Annotated in this window: 20 protein-coding genes and 1 tRNA gene; 15 read left to right on the top strand and 6 right to left on the bottom strand. The window is 70.9% G+C overall.

Annotation, left to right across the window (positions count from 1 at the left end; translation table 11 throughout):
- Positions 1-390: 390 nt before the first annotated feature.
- Genes RIN75_RS27480 through RIN75_RS27465 form a run of 4 tightly spaced genes read left to right on the top strand, consistent with a single transcriptional unit; the run spans position 391 to position 2,814 of the window.
- Positions 391-1,083, top strand: a complete 693-nt coding sequence (locus RIN75_RS27480) for a response regulator transcription factor (protein ID WP_309114922.1) — start codon at positions 391-393, stop codon at positions 1,081-1,083.
- Entirely contained in the window at positions 1,084-2,085 is a 1,002-nt protein-coding gene (locus tag RIN75_RS27475) for a HAMP domain-containing sensor histidine kinase (protein ID WP_309114921.1), read from the top strand.
- Between the two features lie 49 nt (positions 2,086-2,134).
- On the top strand, positions 2,135-2,635 hold the full coding sequence (locus RIN75_RS27470; RefSeq protein ID WP_309114920.1) for a molybdenum cofactor biosynthesis protein B: 501 nt from the start codon (positions 2,135-2,137) through the stop codon (positions 2,633-2,635).
- On the top strand, positions 2,632-2,814 hold the full coding sequence (locus RIN75_RS27465; RefSeq protein WP_309114919.1) for a hypothetical protein: 183 nt from the start codon (positions 2,632-2,634) through the stop codon (positions 2,812-2,814). The genes RIN75_RS27470 and RIN75_RS27465 overlap by 4 nt, the downstream gene beginning before the upstream one ends.
- A 304-nt stretch (positions 2,815-3,118) precedes the next feature.
- Here RIN75_RS27465 and mscL read toward each other — a convergent pair whose 3' ends face one another.
- The 6 genes from mscL to RIN75_RS27435 all read right to left on the bottom strand — a co-directional run bounded on the left by mscL (position 3,119) and on the right by RIN75_RS27435 (position 6,913).
- Entirely contained in the window at positions 3,119-3,520 is a 402-nt protein-coding gene (gene mscL, locus RIN75_RS27460; RefSeq protein ID WP_309114918.1) for a large-conductance mechanosensitive channel protein MscL, read from the bottom strand.
- Between the two features lie 97 nt (positions 3,521-3,617).
- Positions 3,618-4,793, bottom strand: coding sequence for an RNA polymerase subunit sigma-70 (locus RIN75_RS27455; RefSeq protein WP_309114917.1), 1,176 nt, complete (start codon positions 4,791-4,793; stop codon positions 3,618-3,620).
- Between the two features lie 5 nt (positions 4,794-4,798).
- Positions 4,799-5,218: a VOC family protein gene (locus RIN75_RS27450; RefSeq protein ID WP_309114916.1), complete on the bottom strand. Its 420-nt coding sequence runs from the start codon at positions 5,216-5,218 to the stop codon at positions 4,799-4,801.
- A gap of 97 nt (positions 5,219-5,315) precedes the next feature.
- The gene (locus RIN75_RS27445) at positions 5,316-5,819 is read right to left on the bottom strand and encodes an SAF domain-containing protein (protein WP_309114915.1); all 504 of its coding nucleotides are present in this window, start codon (positions 5,817-5,819) and stop codon (positions 5,316-5,318) included.
- Positions 5,820-5,927: 108 nt separating this feature from the next.
- Positions 5,928-6,209: an FmdB family zinc ribbon protein gene (locus RIN75_RS27440; protein WP_309114914.1), complete on the bottom strand. Its 282-nt coding sequence runs from the start codon at positions 6,207-6,209 to the stop codon at positions 5,928-5,930.
- Between the two features lie 140 nt (positions 6,210-6,349).
- Entirely contained in the window at positions 6,350-6,913 is a 564-nt protein-coding gene (locus tag RIN75_RS27435) for a 5-formyltetrahydrofolate cyclo-ligase (RefSeq protein ID WP_309114913.1), read from the bottom strand.
- A 38-nt stretch (positions 6,914-6,951) separates the two neighbouring features.
- Between RIN75_RS27435 and RIN75_RS27430 the strand changes: the two genes are divergently transcribed.
- The 11 genes from RIN75_RS27430 to RIN75_RS27380 all read left to right on the top strand — a co-directional run bounded on the left by RIN75_RS27430 (position 6,952) and on the right by RIN75_RS27380 (position 19,422).
- Positions 6,952-7,833: a UTP--glucose-1-phosphate uridylyltransferase gene (locus tag RIN75_RS27430; RefSeq protein ID WP_309114912.1), complete on the top strand. Its 882-nt coding sequence runs from the start codon at positions 6,952-6,954 to the stop codon at positions 7,831-7,833.
- Between the two features lie 14 nt (positions 7,834-7,847).
- Positions 7,848-9,071, top strand: coding sequence for a gephyrin-like molybdotransferase Glp (gene glp / locus RIN75_RS27425; RefSeq protein WP_309114911.1), 1,224 nt, complete (start codon positions 7,848-7,850; stop codon positions 9,069-9,071).
- Positions 9,072-9,081: 10 nt separating this feature from the next.
- Positions 9,082-9,744, top strand: a complete 663-nt coding sequence (locus tag RIN75_RS27420) for a GNAT family protein (protein ID WP_309114910.1) — start codon at positions 9,082-9,084, stop codon at positions 9,742-9,744.
- 152 nt (positions 9,745-9,896) lie between these two features.
- On the top strand, positions 9,897-10,562 hold the full coding sequence (gene glpR, locus RIN75_RS27415; RefSeq protein ID WP_309114909.1) for a gephyrin-like molybdotransferase receptor GlpR: 666 nt from the start codon (positions 9,897-9,899) through the stop codon (positions 10,560-10,562).
- A 73-nt stretch (positions 10,563-10,635) separates the two neighbouring features.
- Positions 10,636-10,708 (top strand) — tRNA-Ala (locus tag RIN75_RS27410).
- A gap of 326 nt (positions 10,709-11,034) precedes the next feature.
- Positions 11,035-11,277 carry a WGxxGxxG family protein gene (locus RIN75_RS27405; RefSeq protein WP_309114908.1) on the top strand — a complete coding sequence of 81 codons (243 nt, stop codon included), beginning with the start codon at positions 11,035-11,037 and terminating at the stop codon, positions 11,275-11,277.
- A gap of 525 nt (positions 11,278-11,802) precedes the next feature.
- Entirely contained in the window at positions 11,803-12,222 is a 420-nt protein-coding gene (locus tag RIN75_RS27400; protein ID WP_309114907.1) for a hypothetical protein, read from the top strand.
- Positions 12,223-12,306: 84 nt separating this feature from the next.
- Positions 12,307-14,220, top strand: coding sequence for a hypothetical protein (locus RIN75_RS27395; protein ID WP_309114906.1), 1,914 nt, complete (start codon positions 12,307-12,309; stop codon positions 14,218-14,220).
- A 23-nt stretch (positions 14,221-14,243) separates the two neighbouring features.
- On the top strand, positions 14,244-15,557 hold the full coding sequence (locus RIN75_RS27390; protein ID WP_309114905.1) for a hypothetical protein: 1,314 nt from the start codon (positions 14,244-14,246) through the stop codon (positions 15,555-15,557).
- A gap of 60 nt (positions 15,558-15,617) precedes the next feature.
- Positions 15,618-16,424 (top strand): PIG-L family deacetylase, encoded by an 807-nt coding sequence (locus RIN75_RS27385; RefSeq protein WP_309114904.1) that lies wholly within the window; start codon positions 15,618-15,620, stop codon positions 16,422-16,424.
- Positions 16,425-16,446: 22 nt separating this feature from the next.
- A complete protein-coding gene (locus tag RIN75_RS27380; protein WP_309114903.1) occupies positions 16,447-19,422 on the top strand; it encodes a UvrD-helicase domain-containing protein in 2,976 nt (991 codons plus the stop codon).
- Positions 19,423-19,522: the final 100 nt, after the last annotated feature.

Here is a 19,522-nt window from a genome sequence, read left to right as displayed (position 1 = left end):
CCGAGCCTTTTCGCCTCCTCACGCGTCCCGTGAACGAGGAGCGCGGCACAACGGCAGGCACACGCCAGGCTCGCGGAGGCCGGGCCGGGCCGGGGCAGGCGGGCTGGCGAGCTGGGTCCAGGCCAGGCCGGCTGGGTGCGGCTGGGGTTCAGGCTGTGCGGGTGTGGCCGGGCGCGGCGGCCAGGCAGGGCTGGGCGCGGTTTGGTACCGGGCGGCCCAGTGGCGATCGAAGTGAGTGGCGGTGGTCGGTGGTGGGGGCGGTCGTGGGTGGGGTGGGTTGCGGTGGGGGTGGCTGAAGGTTGGTGCGGCGGGGGTGGGTGGGGCTTACGGGGTGGTGACGGTGGGAGGTGGGGGCGGGATTTGTGGGGAGTGGGGTCGTAGCGTTGTTGTGTGGGTGAGACCGGGCGGGTTTTGGTGGTGGATGACGACGTCACGGTTCGGGACGTTGTCCGGCGGTACCTGGAGCTTGCCGGGCACCACGTTGAGCTGGTCGGCGATGGTGAGCAGGCGTTGCGGCGGATCGCTGAGCGGGAGCCCGATCTGGTGGTGCTCGATCTGATGTTGCCCGGCATCGACGGGCTTGAGGTTTGCCGGCGGTTGCGCGTGCGCAGTGCGGTTCCCGTTGTGATGTTGACTGCGCTGGGGCAGGAGGAGGACCGCATCGCGGGGCTCACGCTTGGCGCGGACGACTACGTCACCAAGCCGTTCAGTCCGCGGGAACTGGCGTTGCGGGTCACGTCGGTGTTGCGGAGGTCGCGGTTGGCGGCCAGTGCACCGCCGTCGGTGTTGGTTGACGGGGACTTGCGGGTTGATGTTGGGGCGCACACGGCTTGGCGGGATGGGGTTGAGCTGGCGCTGACCACCCGGGAGTTCGATCTGCTCGTGTTCTTCCTGAGCAATCCGGGGACGGCGTTTTCTCGAAGCGAGTTGTTGGCGCGGGTGTGGGGGTGGGAGTTCGGGGACCAGTCCACGGTGACGGTCCACGTGCGACGGCTTCGCGAGAAGGTCGAGGTTGACGCGGCTCGGCCGGTGCGGATTGCGACGGTGTGGGGCGTCGGGTACCGGTGGGACAGGAGCGGCTGAATGCTCGTCGAAATCTCGCACATCCTTCCGTACGCGGTGCTTTTCTCTTTGCCGCTGGCGGTGTTGGGCGCGTTGTTGCTGCGGCGGTTTGTGCACGGGTCGTTGGCGGCTGCGTTGACCGTTTTGGCGATCGTGCCGGTGGTCGCGACCATCGGTGGGGTGCTCGCGGTCAGCGGGTTCATGTTTACGTCGATGCTGGTCACGACGGTTTTGGTGTGTGTTCTGGTCGCATTGGTGACGGTGCCGGCGGCGGTTGTCCTGGGGCGGTCGATCGCTCGGCGGAGTGTGTGGGAGCGGGAGGCTCGGGCTCGGGAGCGGGCGGCGGAGGCGTCGCGGCGGGAATTGGTGGCGTGGATCAGCCACGATTTGCGCACGCCATTGGCCGGGATTCGGGCCATGGCGGAAGCGTTGGCCGATGGGGTGGTGACGCGGCCGGCTGAGGTCGCGGATTACGCGGGGCGGATCTCGGCGGAAGCGCGGCAGCTGTCGGGAATGGTGGATGATCTGTTCGAACTGTCGCGGATTACGGCGGGCGCGTTGCGGTTGACGTTGTCTGAAGTGCCGTTGGCGGATGTCGTCAGTGACGTTGTGGCGGCGGAACGGGCGGTTGCGGCGCGTAAAGGCGTTGAGTTGCGGGCGGATGCTTTGACGTGGCCGGTTGTGCTGGGGTCGGACCCGGAGTTGGCGCGGGTGGTGCGCAATCTGCTGGCCAACGCGATCCGTCACACACCGCCGGACGGGACGGTCGCCGTCCAGGTCGATGTCGAGGGCTCGGAGGCGTTGTTGCGGGTGGACGACGCGTGCGGGGGCATCCCGGAGGCCGACCTGCCGCGGGTGTTCGACGTGGCGTTCCGGGGCACGCCCAGCCGCCAGCCGGTGGGTGGTGGGCTGGGGTTGGCCATCGCGCGCGGGTTGGTGGAGGCGCACCGGGGGACCATCGACGCCCGCAACCACGGCGCGGGCTGCCGGTTCGAAGTCCGCCTGCCGTTGCGCACCGCATGACGTCGTGTCCGCAAACCGGCCCGTCGGCTCACTGGGTACGGTGATCCGCATGGAACGCAGCGCTCAGCGCCTGGGACGTGCCCTGGTCGTGATCGTGGACGACCGGGTAGCGCACGGTGAGCACGAGGACAGCACGGGGCCGCTGGTCACCGAGCTGCTGGAGGAAGCGGGATTCATCGTCGACGGCACCGTCGCGGTGGAGGGCGAGGTCGTGGGCATCCGCGCCGCGCTGAACACGGCCGTCATCGGTGGCGTCGACCTGGTGGTCACCGTGGGCGGTACCGGCGTGTCGCCGCGCGACGTCACACCCGACGCGACGCAGGGCGTGCTGGACCGGCCGATCGCGGGCATCGCGGAGGCCCTGCGGGCGTCCGGGCTCGCCGCGGGTGCCGTGGACGCGGGCATCTCGCGCGGGCTGGTGGGGATTTCGGGCAGCACCCTGGTCGTGAACCTCGCGGGTTCGCGGTCGGCGGTGCGCGACGGCATGGCGACCTTGTCGGCCCTGGTGCCGTACGTGATCGAGCAGATCTCGGGCTTGGACGAGGCGTGACCGACCCGGCTGACGACGCCCCCGCCTCGGCGGCATCCGCCGCCGCGGCCGAGGCGGCGCGTCGTCGCCGGCTGGCCGAGGTCTTCGGCGAGGTGCTGCCGGAGTCGCCCGACGAGCCGACCACCGCCGCGCGCGACGAAGAGTGGTACCGGGAGAACCGCCCGCCGCACCACGAGTAGGCCCGGGTCCGGGGCGTTCGGGGCACCTTGGCCACCCGCCACCAGCTACCTGCCACCCGCCACTCGGCAGGGGTGCCGGGTGGCGGCCAGTGGCGGCCGGGTGGCAGGTGGTGGCCGGGTGGCAGGTGGTGGCCGGGTGCCGCGTGATGGCCGGTGGCGGCCGGGCGGCGGGTGATGGCCAGTGGGTCTGGGCCGCTGCCGGTGGAACCGGGTGCAGCCCGTCGGACCGGTCGCGGACCGGGGTGGGTGGTGCGTGGGTGTGGCGGCCAGGGTGGACCGGCCGCCGGTCCGGCCGGGTTGTCGGTCAGCTCTGGTTTTGGCGTTGCTGGGCGGCCAGGAGGTCGCGGATCTCCTTCAGGAGTTCGACGTCCGTCGGCTCGGACGGGCCGGGCTCCTCGCCGCGCTCGCGGCGTTCCTTGAGCTTGTTCATCGGCATCACGAAGATGAAGTAGACGACCGCCGCCACGATCACGAAGTTGATCGCCGCGGTGATGATCGCGCCGAAGTCGATGATCGTCTTCTCGCTGCTGCCGAGCTGGACCGCCAGGCCGTTGACGTTGTTGCCGCCGAACAGGGCGACGATCGGGTTGATCAGGTTGTTGGTGAACGACGTGACGATCGCGCCGAACGCCGCGCCGATGACGACCGCCACCGCGAGGTCGACCACGTTGCCGCGCATGAGGAAGTCTTTGAAGCCTTTGATCACGACCGGCTCCTCCGTTCGGGGGGACACTTGGGGGCTAGCGGAGGGTAACCGGTTGCGCTCCTTCCCGTGACACAGCGGGTGCGTGTGTCGGTTGCCGTCAGTCGGTCGGGGTGAGGGTCGGGGGTAGGCCGAGCAGGTCGAACAGCGCGGTGCCGAACGTGGTGATCTCGGCGATGCGGTCGCCCTCGACGCGCAGCACGTCGAGCTTGAACGCGCGGAACAGCGTGTCGCCGGGGCGGCGCAGGTAGCTCGCTGCCGTCGGCATGCGGTTCACGCTGGTCGGGAGCAGGCGCCAGTCGCCCTCGCGGTCCGGGCCCAGGGCCCGTTCGATCAGCGGCGCGACCGCGGTCAAGCCGTCGAAGCACAGCGACAGCGGCGGCATGCTGACCCGCAGGTCCTCGGCCGCGATCGCCACGGCGGCGACGGCGTCGCAGCGTTCGTGCGCCTCGATGAACCGGTCGAGCAGCTCGCGTTCCGCCGGACTGGGGGCGTGCGCCGACCAGTCGTTGCGGTGGGACGGCAGGTGTTGCCGCATCGTGGCGCGGGCGCGCTGGAGGGCGCTGTTGGTGGCGGCGAGGCTCAGGTCCAGCAGGTCGGCGGTCTCCTTCGCCGACATGTCGAGCACCTCCTTGGCCAGCAGCGCGGCCCGCTGCCGCGGGGGCAGCACCTGGAGCGCGGTGAGGAAGGCCAGTTCGACCGTCTCCCGCGCGACCGCCACCACGTCCGGCTCGTCCAGTGCGGGAGCGAGCAGCGTGTCGGGGTACGGGGTCAGCCAGTTCACCTCCTGTTGGGTCGTCACCGGTTTGCGCGCCTTGGACCGGATCGCGTCGAGGCAGGTCGTGGTCGCGATGCGGTACAGCCACGCCCGCACGTTGGCGCCGTCGAACGTGTCCCGCCCCTTCCACGCCCGCAGCAGCGTCTCCTGCACCGCGTCCTCGGCCTCGTCGTAGGAGGCGAGCATGCGGTAGCAGTGGACGTGCAGTTCGCGCCGGTGTCGGCGGAACGCCTCGTCGAGGTCCGGGGCGGGGGTCGAACCCGGGTCGGCGGCCGGCGCCAGACCGGTGGCCGGGCCGCGGTGGCCGGTCGGAGCGAGACCGGTGGCCGGGTCTGGACGCGCCGCTGGGTCGGGGCCGGTGGCCTGGGCGGGGCGCGCTGCTGGGTCTGGGCGCGCCGCTGGGTCTGGGCCGGTGGTCTGGTCCGGGCCGGCGGTCGGGTCGGGCCTGGCCGCCGGGGTGGGACCGGTGGCCGGGTCGGGGGTTGCGTCGGTGGGCACGGGGGTCAGCGGACGGGCTTGGCGACCTGTTGGACGGCCCACGTGTTGCCGTCCGGGTCGTCGAAGAAGATGAAGCTGTTGTAGTCGGCGGACTGCGGGTCGGGGCCCGGTGTCATGGACCCGTTCTCGAAGTGCTGGACGCCCGAGTGCTTGACGCCGGCCGCGTCGAGGTGCGCGGCGGCGGCCTCGATGTCGGCGACGACCAGCTGGTTGCCCTTCAGCGTGCCCGGCTCCATCCCGCCGCCGAGGCCCTTGCCGAAGACGATCGAGCACCCCGACCCGGGCGGTGTCACCTGGACGACCCGGAACGCGTCACCCGCGCTGTGGTCGGTGTCGACGGTGAAACCGAGCTTCTCGGCGTAGAACTCCTTCGCGCGGTCCACGTCGGCCACGGGGACGACGACCACTTCCAGCTTCCAGTCCACGGTGCTCTCCTTCGCTCGCTGTGCGTTGTACACGCTGTGGAACGCCGGCCCGCCGGAACACTCATCGGTCCAGCGATGATTTTTTCGAAGAGGCAGGTCAACGCAGGGTGAGGGCGACCGGCTGGGCCAGCGACTCGGACGCCACCCGGGTCGCCGCCGCGCGGTCGAGGTTGAGCACGGCCACCTCGCCGTCGCGCACCGCGACCACCGACGCCGACTCGGCCAGCACCCGATCCTGGGCCACCACGTCGACCCGCGCCCCGGTTCTCAGCAACCCGGCCACCGCCGGGTCGCCCAGCCGCACGGCCACCGAGGCCGTGTCCGGGTTCTCCGCCGACAGGCGCAGGTCTGTCAACGGCTCACCGGCGCGCGCGGGTGACACCAGAGCCCGCCCGATCGCGCGCTCCACAGGCACCGCACCCCCTGGGGACAACTCTGGGGGTATTCGGTGGACAACCACATCACCTGGGGTCAGGGGAACACCGGCCGCCAGGTCGTGGGCCGCCGCCGCGACCTCCACCGCGGGAGGTGCGGGCCACGCCGCCACAGCCACCGCTACCAGCAGGAACAGTGCCGCCAAGATCTTTCGCGTGAGGTTCATGCGGTCGACGGTAGGTGGGGATCGGGGGCCGGAAAAGCACGAACCCCCGAGCTGTGGACAACTCGGGGGCTGTGGATAACTTGGGGGTGGTTACCGCACCGAGCAGCGCTACGACGCGGCGGCGGCCGGCGCGGAGGACGACGAGGCCGCAGGCTTCGACTCGCTCTTCGACTCGCTCTTGGCAGCGGAGGAAGAAGAGGAGGACGAGGAAGACGTCCGGTTGTCGGTCCGGTAGAAGCCGCTGCCCTTGAACACGACACCCACGGCGCCGTAGAGCTTGCGCAGCTTGCCCTTGCACTCCGGGCACTCGGTCAGCGCCGAGTCGGAGAAGGACTGCACCGCTTCGAACCGGTGGTCGCACTCGGTGCATGCGTACTGGTAGGTCGGCACTGGTCGCCCCTCCACGGGTCCTGGTTGGCACTCAGACCGCCAGAGTGCCAACCACGATGATGCGCCGGCAGGCATATCCCGCGCAAACATCACAGGTCAACGTCACAGAGCCGACTGCACAAGGTCAACGCCACAGAGCTTCAGAGGGGCAGCTTCACCAAGCCCGACGGCGTCAGCACCGCGTCCATCAGGACGTCGTGCGGCTCGGCGGGCAGCGAAGGCACGAACTCGGACTCCCGCACCACCGCCACCTTCGGGCACCGCGCCAGCGGCAACGACCGGTCGTAGTGCCCGCCCCCGCGCCCCAACCGGACCCCGCGGTGGTCCACCGCCAACGCCGGGACCAGCACCAACGCCGCCGACCCGATCGCCGCAGGCCCCAACACCGCCCCCGCCGGCTCCCGCAGCCCGTACGGACCCGGCCGCAACACCCCGTCGTACTCCGCCCAGTCCAGCGGCGCCGCCCCCACCACGATCGGCAGCAGCACCCGGTACCCCGCCGACCGCAGCACGTCGAGCATCTCCGCCGACCCCGGCTCACCCCCCACCGCCAGGTAAGCACACACCGTCTGACCAGGCACAATCCCGAAAGCCTCCACGGCGGACAAGACGACCGACGACAACGACGACGGCTCCGCCACCCGCCGTGCCGCGAGCAGCCGTGTGCGCTCCGTCGTCTTCCGGTTACGTTCATCGGACGTCATCGCGAACACCCCTGACCACGCCGTTACGCTCGCTCTCCATGAGCGCCTTCCAGACAGCAATCGTGCCCGCGGCGGGACTGGGCACGCGCTTCCTCCCCACCACCAAGGCGGTGCCCAAGGAGTTGCTGCCGGTCGTCGACACCCCCGGGATCGAACTCGTCGCCACCGAGGCGGCCCAGGCGGGGGCGACCAAGCTCGTGATCGTGACCTCACCCGGCAAGGACGCCGTGGCCGAGTACTTCCGGCCGCAGCCCGAACTGGAGCAGACGCTCGAAGCGCGCGGCAAGACCGAACTGGTCGAGAAGGTCCGCCGGGCGCCGAACCTGATCAAGGTCGAAACCGCCATCCAGGACAAGGCCCTGGGCCTGGGCCACGCCGTGGGCTGCGCCGAGGGCAACCTGACCGGCGACGACGAGGCCGTCGCCGTCCTCCTGCCCGACGACCTCGTCCTGCCCACGGGCGTCCTCACCCGCATGGCGGAGGCGCGCGAGCGGTTCGGCGGCAGCGTGCTGTGCGCCTTCGACATCCCCAAGGACCAGATCTCCGCCTACGGCGTGTTCGACGTCCGCGACACCGGCGACGACGACGTCAAGCGGGTCGTCGGCATGGTCGAGAAGCCCAAGCCCGAGGACGCCCCGTCCACCTTCGCCGCGGCCGGCCGGTACCTGCTCGACCGCGCCGTCTTCGACGCCCTCAAGCGGATCACGCCCGGCGCCGGCGGCGAACTCCAGCTCACCGACGCCATCGCCCTGCTGATCAACGAGGGCCACCCGGTGCACGTCGTGGTCCACCGGGGTGGGCGACACGACCTGGGCAATCCGGCCGGTTTCCTCAAAGCTGCGGTTGACTTCGCACTCGAGCACCCGGACTACGGGCCCGAGCTGGGGGAGTGGTTGCGGGAACGCCTCGGCAACTCCTGAACGAGGGTCGGCACATGAGGTCAGTGGAAGAGCAGCTCGCCCGGGTGATCGCCGCCGCCGTGCGGCCCGCCCCGGTGCGCGTGGCGATCTCCGAGTCGCAGGGCCTGCTCTGCGCGGAGGAGGTCGTCGCGGAGCGCGCGTTGCCCGGGTTCGACCAGGCGGCGGTGGACGGCTACGCGGTGCGCAGCGTGGACGTGCAGGCCGCCGGCAGCGAACCGGTCCAGTTGCCGGTGGTCGGCGAGATCCCCGCCGGGTCCCGCCAGCCCAGACGGTTGCAGCCGGGCCAGGCGGTCCGGGTCGCGACCGGCGCGCCCCTGCCGACGCTGGCCGACGCCGTGGTGCCGTTGGGGCACACCGACGGGCACGCGGCGAAGGTGACCGTCCACCGGCCGGTGCCGTCCGCGGCGTTCGTGCGGCGCACCGGCGAGGACGTGCAGACCGGTGACGTCGCCGTCCGCCGCGGCGCGTCCATCGGCGCGGCCCAGGTCGGCCTGCTGGCCGCGGTCGGGCGCAACAAGGTCCTGGTCCACCCCCGGCCGCGGGTGTCGGTGATCTCCGTCGGCGAGGAGCTGGTCGACGTCGACCGCACCCCCGGCCAGGGCCAGGTCTACGACGTCAACTCCTACGCGCTGGCCGCCGCCGCGCGGGACGCGGGCGCCGAGGTGAGCCGGGTCGGCATCCTGTCGGTCGACCCGCGCAAGCTGCGCGAGGTCGTGGAGGGCCGGCTGCTGCTGTCCGAAATCGTGGTGATCGCGGGCGGTGTCGGCGGCGTGGTCGGCGACGAGGTCCGGGCCGCGCTGGCCGAACTGGGCGACGTCGACTGCACGCGGGTGGCCATGCACCCCGGCTCGGTGCAGGGCTTCGGCCGGCTCGGGCCGGACGCGGTGCCGACGTTCCTGCTGCCCGCGAACCCGATGAGCGCGCTGGTCGTTTTCGAAGTGCTGGTCCGTCCGCTGATCCGGGCCGCGCTGGGCAAGCGCAACCCGTACCGGCGGGCGGTCGGCGCGCGGCTGCTGTCGCCGCTGACCTCCACCAAGGGGCGGCGCGGTTTCCTGCGCGGCCAGTTGCTGCGGGACGCGGACAACGGCGAGTACCTCGTGCAGCCGCTGGGTACCTCCGGTTCGCACCTGCTGGCGTCGCTGGCCGAGGCGAACTGCCTGATCATGGTCGACGAGGACGTGACGGACGTGGCGGCGGGCGAGGAAGTGCTGGTCAGCTTCCTGGCCCAGAAGAGCTGAACGGAGGGGGATGGGCGCGGGTCTCGCGTGGGAAGGTGGCAGACATCCCGGCTGGCCCGCGCGGCTCGGTCCGCTGCGGGTCGAGGCCGGTGTCGTCGCGCTGCGCCCGCCCAAGCTGCTCGACGCCTCGGCCTGGTCGCGGATCCGGATGCGCGACCAGGCCTACCTGGAGGAGTGGGAACCCACCGCGGTCGACGGCTGGCCCGAGCGCAACGCCGCCATGTCGTGGCCCGCGCAGTGGTCGTCCCTGAAGGCCCTGGCCCGGCGCGGCCAGGCGCTGCCGTTCGTGATCACGGTCGACGGTGACCTGGCCGGGCAGATCACCGTGGGCAACATCGTGCGCGGGTCGCTGCGGTCGGCGTGGGTGGGCTACTGGGTCGCCGCCGACCGGGCCCGCGGCGGCGTGGCGACGGCCGCGCTGGCGCTGGTCGTGGACCACTGCTTCGGCGAGGCTGGGCTGCACCGGCTGGAGGCGACCGTGCGGCCGGAGAACAAGGCGAGCCTGCGGGTGCTCGCCAAGGCCGGGTTCCGCGAGGAGGGCCTGTTCCTGCGCTACCTCGACGTGGCCGGCGACTGGCGGGACCACCTGTGCTTCGCGATGACCGCGGAAGAAGCCTCGCCGGAAGGTCTGGTACGCCGGTTGGTCGCGGCCGGGTTCGCCCAAACCGCCTGATCGGCGGGCCGAGCGGCCCATTCGGATCACCCGAACGTGGGTGATACACCACACTTTGGTACGCACGCCGGTCGGCGAGCCTCCGACACAGGTGTGACTGTTGTGACTAGCGTGGCGTACGAAGTCCGCGTGGGCGGGGGGAGGTGACGGGGATGCCGAGTTCGCTGATCATCGTGGGATTGGTGGTGGCCTGGTTGGTCGTCCTCGTCCCCATGGTGGCGCGCAAGCGCGCCGACGCGCGGACCAGCATGGAGGAGGGGTACGACGCCATGCCCGACGCCGAGTTCGACGAGTACGACGACTACGCCGACGCGGAGGTCGACGAGTTCGAGGAGGTCGCCCACCGGCCCTACCGGCCCGGCCGCGGCGGCTTCGACCCGGAGACCGCGGCGATCGTGGCGCAGGCCAAGTACGCGTTCCGGCGCCGGGTCGTCGGCACGTTGCTGCTGGTCGCCCTGGTCTCGGGCGTGGTCGCGGGCGTGCTGTACCCGCTGGCGTGGTGGGGTCACGCGGCCGTCGACCTGACCCTGGTCGGCTACCTGGTGTACCTGCGCCGCCAGGTCCGCATCGAAGAGGACATCCGCGCCCGCCGACTGGCCCGCCTGGCCCAGTCCCGTCGCCGCCCGGCCCCGCGCCCGGCGGTCGTCGAGGACCGCGAGGAGCAGGTGGAGGAGGAGCACGGCCTGGCCCCGCAGCCGCGCTTCGAGCACCACGTCCGCCCCGGCACGGTCGTGGTGGACGCCGACGACGAGGACCCGGTGTTCGTCGAGCTGGACGGGCCGGAGACGCTGCCGTACCGGCGGGCGGTGGGCGAGTAGGAGGGGGGTGGCAGAACCACCCCCCGACGCCTGATATGCTTTCGCCGCACCACCGAGCAGGACAACTGAACACGGGGCTGTAGCGCAGTTGGTAGCGCGACTCGTTCGCATCGAGTAGGTCAGGGGTTCGATTCCCCTCAGCTCCACAAATGACACAGCGCAAGAAGAGCGGTACCCGGTGAACCGGGTACCGCTCTTTCGCATTCGCCGCGTCGAGGTCGGTGGTGCCGACCATCGCCGTCGACACCCCTGGGACCAGGGCTCGCGATGGACACGCGCCCCGGACCGCAGGAGTCGTGTTGGCGCCCGCAAGGTGCGGGACAGCGGCCCTCCCATGTGGTCAACGCGCGGCACGACAGGTACGAGGTGCCTAGAGGTGCACTCGAATGGGGGGTTTTCGCCGATCAGCACATGGATGGCTTCTTCGACGGTACCCAGGGACTTCGAACAACGATCGCCCGTAGGAGATGACATGGACACCGCGAAGCGGCTCATGGCCGTACTCGTTCTCGGCGCAGCCCTCGCCGGGGTTCCAGCGGCTTCGGCGCTCGCCGCCGACGCTGCGCCGCGCGCCACGGTGGTGGTGACAGCTCAGGACGACAACGACGACAGCAGCGGCAACTGGGGCTTGCTGGGCCTCCTCGGTCTGCTGGGTTTGGCAGGCCTGGCGGGACGGAAGCGGAACCAGGTCACCGATCGCACTGAGGGTCGTTGACCCGAGTGGAGCCGGCAGGGGCGGGAGTCGGTCATGCGCTTCGGTAACACCCGGGTCGAGTTCTTGGGTGGCCGCGCGGGATGCCTGACGATGCTGGTGATCTCCGTGGTGTTGTCGGTCCTGCTCACTGTTCTGCTGAACGCCGTGCTGTGACGAGTCACCCGAGATGGGCGGCGTGCGGTTCACCCCAGGTCGCCCGTCCCTCGCGATTACCGTCTCCGGCGTCTGACGGTGAGGTGTCGGGCGGGGCGGAAGCCCACGGGTGGGATCAGCAGCTCAGGTCCCTGAACGGCCACAAGAGAGTTCTCATGCTGTGTAGTCGGATCCACTCGGCGAGAGGCGAGATGTGTCCGCGGAAAGCGCGGACACATCTCGCCTCCTCGTATTTCCCGGGGGTGCAACCACCGGACCCCGCCCGGCGGGCTTCGCCCCCGGACCCCCGGCTGTGGTTGCGATGGGTGGGGAACGTGCCCGAGATGTCGCGAAATTGAAGACGCCCGGGACTGTGAGCGTTAACGTTCGGGTGTGATCTTCCTCCGGATTGTGCGAGTCGCCCTGATCGTCCTCGGCATCGGTGCGGCTGCCCTGGGGATCATCATGATCGCCGTGGACGCCCGGGTGTCGGGTGGGCCGATCACGGCGACGTGGTCCTGCAAGCAGGAAGGCACCGGCGCGACCGGGCGGCTGTCCTGCAAGACCGAAGGGGCCACCTACGCGGGGCCGGGTGGGTTGGTCGACACCTTGAGCTACCTCGGGCTCACGATCGGCGGGGTGGCGTTGATCGGTGCGGCCGTCGCGATCGGGCAGTTCGACCGGGTTCGGGTCGCGCCGGTGCCGAATCCCGTCAGGCCGCCGGCTGGGCCACCGCTGCCGCCGGGTCCCGGCCCCGGCCCCGGTCCTGGTCCTGGTCCGCACATGGCGCAAGGGCAGACCGGCGCTTGGTGACATCTTCGCGGGGATAGCCGACGATCGGGGTGAGACCGCAATTCCGGGGAGAACATCGGCCCGCGGCTCGCCAGGATTCCCGATGTGAGTGACGAAGACGACGTTCCCGAGGAACTCCGCCTCATCCCCGTCGAGAACTCCGTCGAGGGCGGCGCGTTCAAAGGTGTGCAGGCCGGTGTCATCCACGGCGGTGTGCATTTCGGGGTCGGGCGGGAGTCGGGGCTCGCGGTGTTGCGGGCCACCCGGGCGGAACTGGACGACGTGCGGGACAACTTCGTGCTGCCCGGCGGGTTCGGGGACGCCGCGCGGATCCTGACCGCCCAGCGGGTGGTCGTCCTGGCGGGGCCGGGCAGTGGGCGGTCGTACGCGGCTCGCAGGCTGTTGGTGGACGTCGAGGCGAAGGACGTCGTGGAGGTCGGCCGGGAACGGCCGTTGGGCACCTTCAAGGACCTCGACCCGGACACCGGGTACGTGTGGGACGCCCGCGAGACCGCCCACACCCACTTCGGCGGACTCGACTTCGAGCAGACCGCGCGGCTCGTGCGGGCCACCGACAACTGCCACCTGGTGATCGTGGTGGACACCGAGGCGCAGGTGCCCGACGCCGCCCGCAACCACGTCGCCCGGCTGGTCGCGCCGCCCGCCGAGGACGTGGCGCGCGTCGAGATCGGCCGCCGCCGGCTAGACGACCCGGCCGGCCCGCTGGTCCTGCTCAAGGACGACCTGGCGCTGGAACCCGGTGCGCCACCGGAGAAGGCGGTGCGCGCCGCGGACCTCGCGATCCGGGTCTGCGCCGGGGAGTTGGCGCTGGACGCGGCGCTCGCCGAGTTGCGGGAGGACCTGGAGCAGGCGGTCGAACGGCACCTCGGCGGGTTGTCGGACCTGGAGTTGGCGCTGTCCTTCGCGATCGCCGTGCTGGAGCACCAGCCCTACGACGAGGTCGTGGCGTGCGCCGTCGAACTGGACGAGGCGCTGCGCAAGACGCACGTGCCGGAGGACGAGTTCCGCGCGCACCCGCCGTTCTCGACGTCGAAGAACCGGCTGCTGGCCGCGGTCTCCGCCACCACGACCGTGCGCGACCACCCCGTGCACCACGGCCTGCGGGAGGAGACGGTCCACTTCGCGCGCCAGGGCTGGGCGGGGGCCGTGCTGCGCCGGTTGTCGCGGGAGTACCCGTTGGCGCAGGGCGAGTTGTGGCGGTGGATGTGCTCGCCGTCGGTGACCCGCCGCTTCCGCGAGGCCGTGCAGCGCGCGCTGATCACGATCGTCACCGAGATCCCGGCGCACGAACCCCTGCACCTGCTCGACCGGCTGGCCAACAGCAACGCCCTGACCCACCAGACGCTCGCCGCGGCCGTGGCGGCGCGCCTGGACGAGCGGTACGGCAAGCTCGTCTCGCGAACGGTCGACGCGTGGGTGGACGGCACCGCCTACCGGCAGGCCACCGCGGCGTGGTTCAGCCTCACCCTGTCCGCCACCCGACCGCTCGACGAGTCGTTGCGGCGCTTGGAAGTCATCGCCCGCTCACCGCGCTTGACCCCGCAGAACACGGTGGTGGCCGTGGTCCTTTCGTTGCTGGACGCGGAGGAGCACCGGGAGGTGGTGCTGAACACCGTCCTGCGCTGGACGGGTGACCGCAAGCTCGCCCGCGTCGCGTTGCCGCTCGCGATGTGGATCACCGGCTACTACCCGTACTTCCGCTCGGAGGAGTTGTTCACCGCGCACCCGGAGCAGCTCACGACGTTGGCGGTGCGCGCGCTGACCGACCCGGAGACCAGCGACCTGGCCTTCGAGTGCCTGGAGGACCTGGTCGGCGAGGCCAGGGTGAAACCGGCGTCGGAGAAGCGGCTGCGGGCGCTGACCCGGCACCTCGCGCCCAAGCAGACGTGGCTCGCCCGGACGCGGGCGGTCCGTTCGCTGGTCATGCTGCACCCCGGCAAACGCGCGGCGCTGAACCGGATCCTGCGGCACGCGCACCGGCTCCAGGCCACCGGCTGACGGGTGTTCACTAGCCTGTCGCCGTGCCTGTGTCGCGGAAGCGGAAGAAGAAGTCCGGCAAGTCCTTTCGGTCAACGGGATCGGCTCGGATCGATCAGGGGACGTACGGGCTCGATCCCGGCGGGCCGGACCACCGCGACTTCGCGGCTGTTCTGGGGGAGTTCGCCGCCAACCGGGAACAGGACGACCGGCAGCGGGCGGCGTGGGCCGCATCGAGGGCGACGGGCCTGGTCACGGATCTCGTGCGGGTGGTGGCCGATCAGCCGGACGTGGTCGTGGAAGACGCGTTGTGCGTGCGGCTGGGAGCGTTGTTGGACGAGGCGGCGGGGCTGCCGGTGGACGAGGTGGTCGGTCCGCGCCACCTCGCCGAAGCCGTGGTGAAGGCGGCCGCGGTCGCGGTGGAGGAGACCATCGGGGACAGGTGGTCCGCTCCGTGGCGGGTGCTCACCGCGGTGGCCGGCGTGCTGCCGAACCCGCACGGCGAGGCCGCGGTCGCCGAGATCAACCGGTTGCGGAGAACGGTGGGCCGGCGGGTGCTCCCGGCCGCGCCGCCGGGTCCGAAGATCACCGGTCCGGTGCTGTGGACCCGGGACCGGTACGGCAGCCGGTTCGGTGTCGTCGCACCGGTCACCGCCGGCGACCAGCCGCAGCGCTGGTACCTGTGGGACCTCGATGCCTGCGGCCATGCGGTGTTCGTCGTGCACAGCGGCTTCCACCACACGTCGGAGGCGGCGTTGGCGGAGTGGCAGGCGGGGGTCGGCGGGATCGCCGCGGCGGGCACGGTGCTCGCTCCGGTCGACGACCCTTGGCTGCTTGCCGAACTCATGCCGAACGACCGGGACATGTTCGGCTCCGCCGAGGTGAGCGGCGCGCTGTCCGCCGAGTTCTTCCGGACCAAGCGCTTGGCCCAAGCCGTCACGCGGGCGGTGCGGCACCGGGGACGTCCACCAGGTGGTGGTCTGGACGCCGCGACGGCGGCGGCCGAGTTCGCCGCGTGGCTTCGTGCCACGGGCCGGGGTGGTCTGCCTGCGGACCTGGACGAACTGGCCCGCGAACTGGCCGAGTCCTGGTGCCTCCACGACATCGAGGCGCTGTTCACCGCGTGCTCCCCGCACCGGGTCGCCTTGTTCGTGCCGCACGTGCGGGGCTACTACTTCGATGATGTCGCCGAACAGTTGGTGGCCCTGCTGCCCGACTGGACCCGGTGGTTGAGCGAGCGCAACGCGACCCCGCCGGAGTTGGCCGACCGCTGTCTGCCCTACGCCGAAGGCCAACCGCATCCGCAGCTCACGCCGGACGACACCGGTCCGGATTACGACGCCCGCGTCGTCGAATAGGCCGACGGCCCGGTATCCCGTGGGCTGCAGCGGACTCTTCCCCAACAGGGGAGGGATTCGATGACGACCACGGTGAGCTTTGTGGCCCATCCGGACGACGACTTGCTCTTCATGAACCCGGACGTCCTGTCCGACGTGCAGGCCGGTTACGACGTCTGGGTGGTGTACCTGACCGCCGGGGACCTCCCCTGCGGCGAAGGTTTTCCGGCCTGCGGCATGGAATACGCCGACATGCGCATCCACGGGGCGCGGGCGGCGTACGCGCGGGCGGCGCACGCGGCCAACAACTGGACGTTCGAGGCGTTGGGGTTGGGTGGACACGAGGTCGCCACCAACACGCTCGACGGAACGCGGGTGCGGCTGCTGTTCACGTTCGTCCACGCCGCCGGCGGCAGCGACCAGACCGGGGACCTCGCGCGCATGGTGCTGGACGAGAACTTCGTGGCGCACCCCATCGACGGCCGCGCCCCGTACACGCGGTCGTCGTTCGTCGGGATGCTGCACGACGTCCTCGCGACGGCGCGGCCGGACTACGTGCGGACGCTGAGCACCGTCGGGCACCGCGAGACCGACCGGGACCACGTCGACCACGTGGCGGGCGCGATCCTGGCCTCCCTGGCCGACCTCGACGGCGCCGGGCGGACGTGGGTGCGGCGCGACGAGTACGACGGGTACGTGATCCGGCAGCGGCCGGAGAACTGGTGGGGGTACTGGCGGGACGAGAAGACCGCCGTGTGGCACGCCTACCGGCCGCACGACCCGATGCTCGGGCCCGGCGCCTGGGACAACCTGATGGGCCGCCAGTACCGGCAGCGCGTGTTCGAGGTGGGCGACCCGTGGACCCCGCCGCCGGACTTCACCGGGTAGTCGTGCCGCTACCATCTGCGCGGTGCGATTCGTGGCCGATCTCCACATCCACTCCAAGTACTCGCGGGCGTGCAGCCGGGACTGCGACCTCGAACACCTGACCTGGTGGGCGCGCCGCAAGGGGATCACGCTGGTCGGCACCGGCGACTTCACCCACCCCGCCTGGCACGACCACCTGCGCGACACCCTCGTCCCCGCCGAACCCGGCCTGTTCCGGCTGCGCGACGACCTCGACCGCGAGATCGACCGGACCCTGCCGCCGTCGGTGCGTTCAAGGACCGCGCGGTTCATGCTGTCGGTGGAGATCTCGACGATCTACAAGCGCGACGGCCGCACCAGGAAGGTCCACCACCTGGTCTACATGCCGGACCTCACGTCGGCGGCGGAGTTCAACCGGCGGTTGGCGCGCATCGGCAACATCGCCTCGGACGGGCGGCCCATCCTCGGCCTGGACTCGCGGGACCTGCTGGAGATCACGCTGGAGTGCGGCGGCTACCTGGTGCCCGCGCACGTGTGGACGCCGTGGTTCGCCGTGCTGGGCTCGAAATCCGGCTTCGACGCCGTCGCCGACTGCTACGCCGACCTCGCGGACCACGTCTTCGCGGTGGAGACGGGCCTGTCCAGCGACCCGGAGATGAACTGGCGCGTCTCGTCCCTGGACCGCTACCGCCTGGTCAGCAACTCCGACGCCCACTCGCCGCCGGCGCTGGGGCGTGAGGCGACGGTGTTCGACACGTCCCTGGACTACCACTCGGTGCGGGCCGCGCTGGAGACCGGTGTCGGGCACGCGGGGTCGATCGAGTTCTTCCCGGAGGAGGGCAAGTACCACGTCGACGGGCACCGGAAGTGCGGGGTCCGGATGGAGCCCGCGGAGACGTTGGCGGTGGACGGTGTCTGTCCGGTGTGTCGGAAGCCGTTGACGGTGGGGGTGTTGAGCCGGGTCGAGGAGTTGGCCGATCGTCCCGCGGGGGCTCGGCCCGCGGGGGTCGCGGGCTTTGTGAACCTGGTGCCGCTGCCGGAGATCATGAGCGAGATCGTCGGGGCCGGGCCGAAGAGCAAGAAGGTGCTGGGGGAGGTCGACCGGCTCGTGGCGGCGTTCGGGCCGGAACTGGAGATCTTGCAGGACGTGCCGGTGGGGGATTTGGCGGCGCATTCCACCCTGTTGGGTGAGGCGGTGGAGCGGTTGCGGCGGGGGGAGGTGGTGCGGGACGCCGGGTACGACGGGGAGTACGGGGTGATCCGGCTGTTCGAGCCGGGGGAGTTGGAGCGGCGGGGGTCGGCGTTGTCGCTGTTCGAGTTCGCGCCTGCGGCTGCTGAGCCGGCTCGGGTCGTTCGTCGGGAACGAGCGGACTCGCCGGCCGTTGATCCAAAGCCCGTCAGCACACAGCCCGTGGCGACCGTGGATGCGGGGTCCTCGCTGTTGGGTGGGCTTGATCCGGACCAGCGGGTGGCGGCCGGCGGTGGTGGTGGACCGCTGTTGATCATTGCGGGGCCGGGGACCGGTAAGACTCGGACGTTGACGCATCGGATCGCGCATCTTGTCGCCGAGCGCGGGGTGCCGGCTGAGGAGTGTCTGGCGATCACGTTCACGCGGCGTGCGGCCGAGGAGATGGCTGAGCGGCTGGAAGCGTTGGGTGTTCGGGTGGCGGTGGCCACGTTCCACTCCCTTGGTGTGCGGATCTTGCGGGAGCACCACGCGACAGTGGGGTTGTCCGCCGACTTCGGGATCGCGGACCCGGAGCGGCAGGTCGAGGTCGCTCGGTCGGTGTGCGGGGATGAGAAAGAGGCTCGGCGGCTGGTGGCCGAAGGGGCCGAGGTCTACAAGAAAGCCTTGCGGGCGCAGGATCTTGTCGACTTCGACGATCTCGTTGCGCTGCCGTTGGAGTTGTTGGAGGGGGACTCACAACTGGTCGACGCCTATCGTGGTCGGTATCGGTGGATCTCGGTGGACGAGTACCAGGATGTCGACGAGCGCCAATATCGGCTGCTCAAGCTGCTCGCGCCGGCCGACGGCAACATCACCGCGATCGGTGACCCGGACCAGGCGATCTACCGGTTCCGCGGCGCGGACGTCGGGTTCTTCCTGCGGTTCCAGGAGGATTTCCCGAAAGCGCGGGTCGTGCACCTGACGCGCAACTACCGGTCCAGCGAAGCGGTGGTGCGGGGTGCGTTGGAGGTGATCTCGCCGGCGACGCTGGTGCCCGGGCGCGAGCTGAACGCGTTGGGGGACCACGGTGACGCCCTGATCGCCGTGCACCACGCGGCGTCGGAGCAGGCCGAGGCGGCGTTCGTGGCGCGGACGATCGAGCAGGTGTTGGGCGGGGCGTCGTTCCACTCCTTCGACAGCGGGCGGGTGACGTCCGACGGGGCGCACGGGCTCGGGTTCTCCGACTTCGCCGTGCTCTACCGGACGGATCGGCAGTCCAAGGCGCTGGTGGAGGCGTTGACGCAGTCCGGGTTGCCGTTCCAGAAGCGGTCGCACGACCGGTTGTCGGATCGGCCGGGTGTGGCGCGGATCGTGCGTGAGCTGGGGTTCACGGCTGGTGAGTCCATTGTGGACAGAGTGCGGGCGGTGGCGGGGGAGGACCACGCGGCCTACGAGTTGCTCAAGCCGTTGGCGGTGGAGTGCGGCACGGACTTCGAGCGGTTTCACACCACACTCGCGTTGGGCGTCGAAGTGGACACCCTGGACCCGCGGGCGGACCGGATCTCGCTGCTGACCCTGCACGCGTCCAAAGGGCTGGAGTTCCCGGTCGTGTTCATCGTGGGCTGCGAGGACGGGCTGCTGCCCCTCCGCTGGCCCGGGCAGGAGGACGACACCGACGAGGAGCGCCGCCTGCTGTTCGTCGGCATGACCCGCGCCCAGCGGCACCTGTTCCTCAGCCACACCGCGGCCCGGCCGCGCTCGCCGTTCCTGAACGACCTGGGCGAGTTCCGGCGGATCGGGGACGAGCAGCCGAAGCGGCGGCGGAAGGGGACGCAGGTCAGCCTGTTCTGACCACCCGGACGAAGATCACAAGTGGTATGGACCATAACGCCACGTTATGACACAACTGGAATATCCGCCGAGCCCCGCGGCCGGCTAGCGTCGAGACCAC

The sequence above is a fragment of the Saccharothrix sp. genome (assembly GCF_031180885.1).
GTDB lineage: Bacteria > Actinomycetota > Actinomycetes > Mycobacteriales > Pseudonocardiaceae > Actinosynnema.
This window is presented reverse-complemented; position numbering and strand designations above follow the sequence as displayed.

Excerpts from the sequence above, each read along its gene's own strand:
- RIN75_RS27475 (WP_309114921.1), top strand. The coding sequence starts at position 1,084 with ATGCTCGTCGAAATCTCGCACATCCTTCCGTACGCGGTGCTTTTCTCT.
- RIN75_RS27470 (WP_309114920.1), top strand. The coding sequence starts at position 2,135 with ATGGAACGCAGCGCTCAGCGCCTGGGACGTGCCCTGGTCGTGATCGTG.
- RIN75_RS27445 (WP_309114915.1), bottom strand. The coding sequence starts at position 5,819 with ATGAACCTCACGCGAAAGATCTTGGCGGCACTGTTCCTGCTGGTAGCG.
- RIN75_RS27435 (WP_309114913.1), bottom strand. The coding sequence starts at position 6,913 with ATGACGTCCGATGAACGTAACCGGAAGACGACGGAGCGCACACGGCTG.
- RIN75_RS27430 (WP_309114912.1), top strand. The coding sequence starts at position 6,952 with ATGAGCGCCTTCCAGACAGCAATCGTGCCCGCGGCGGGACTGGGCACG.
- glp (WP_309114911.1), top strand. The coding sequence starts at position 7,848 with ATGAGGTCAGTGGAAGAGCAGCTCGCCCGGGTGATCGCCGCCGCCGTG.
- RIN75_RS27420 (WP_309114910.1), top strand. The coding sequence starts at position 9,082 with ATGGGCGCGGGTCTCGCGTGGGAAGGTGGCAGACATCCCGGCTGGCCC.
- glpR (WP_309114909.1), top strand. The coding sequence starts at position 9,897 with ATGCCGAGTTCGCTGATCATCGTGGGATTGGTGGTGGCCTGGTTGGTC.
- RIN75_RS27405 (WP_309114908.1), top strand. The coding sequence starts at position 11,035 with ATGGACACCGCGAAGCGGCTCATGGCCGTACTCGTTCTCGGCGCAGCC.
- RIN75_RS27385 (WP_309114904.1), top strand. The coding sequence starts at position 15,618 with ATGACGACCACGGTGAGCTTTGTGGCCCATCCGGACGACGACTTGCTC.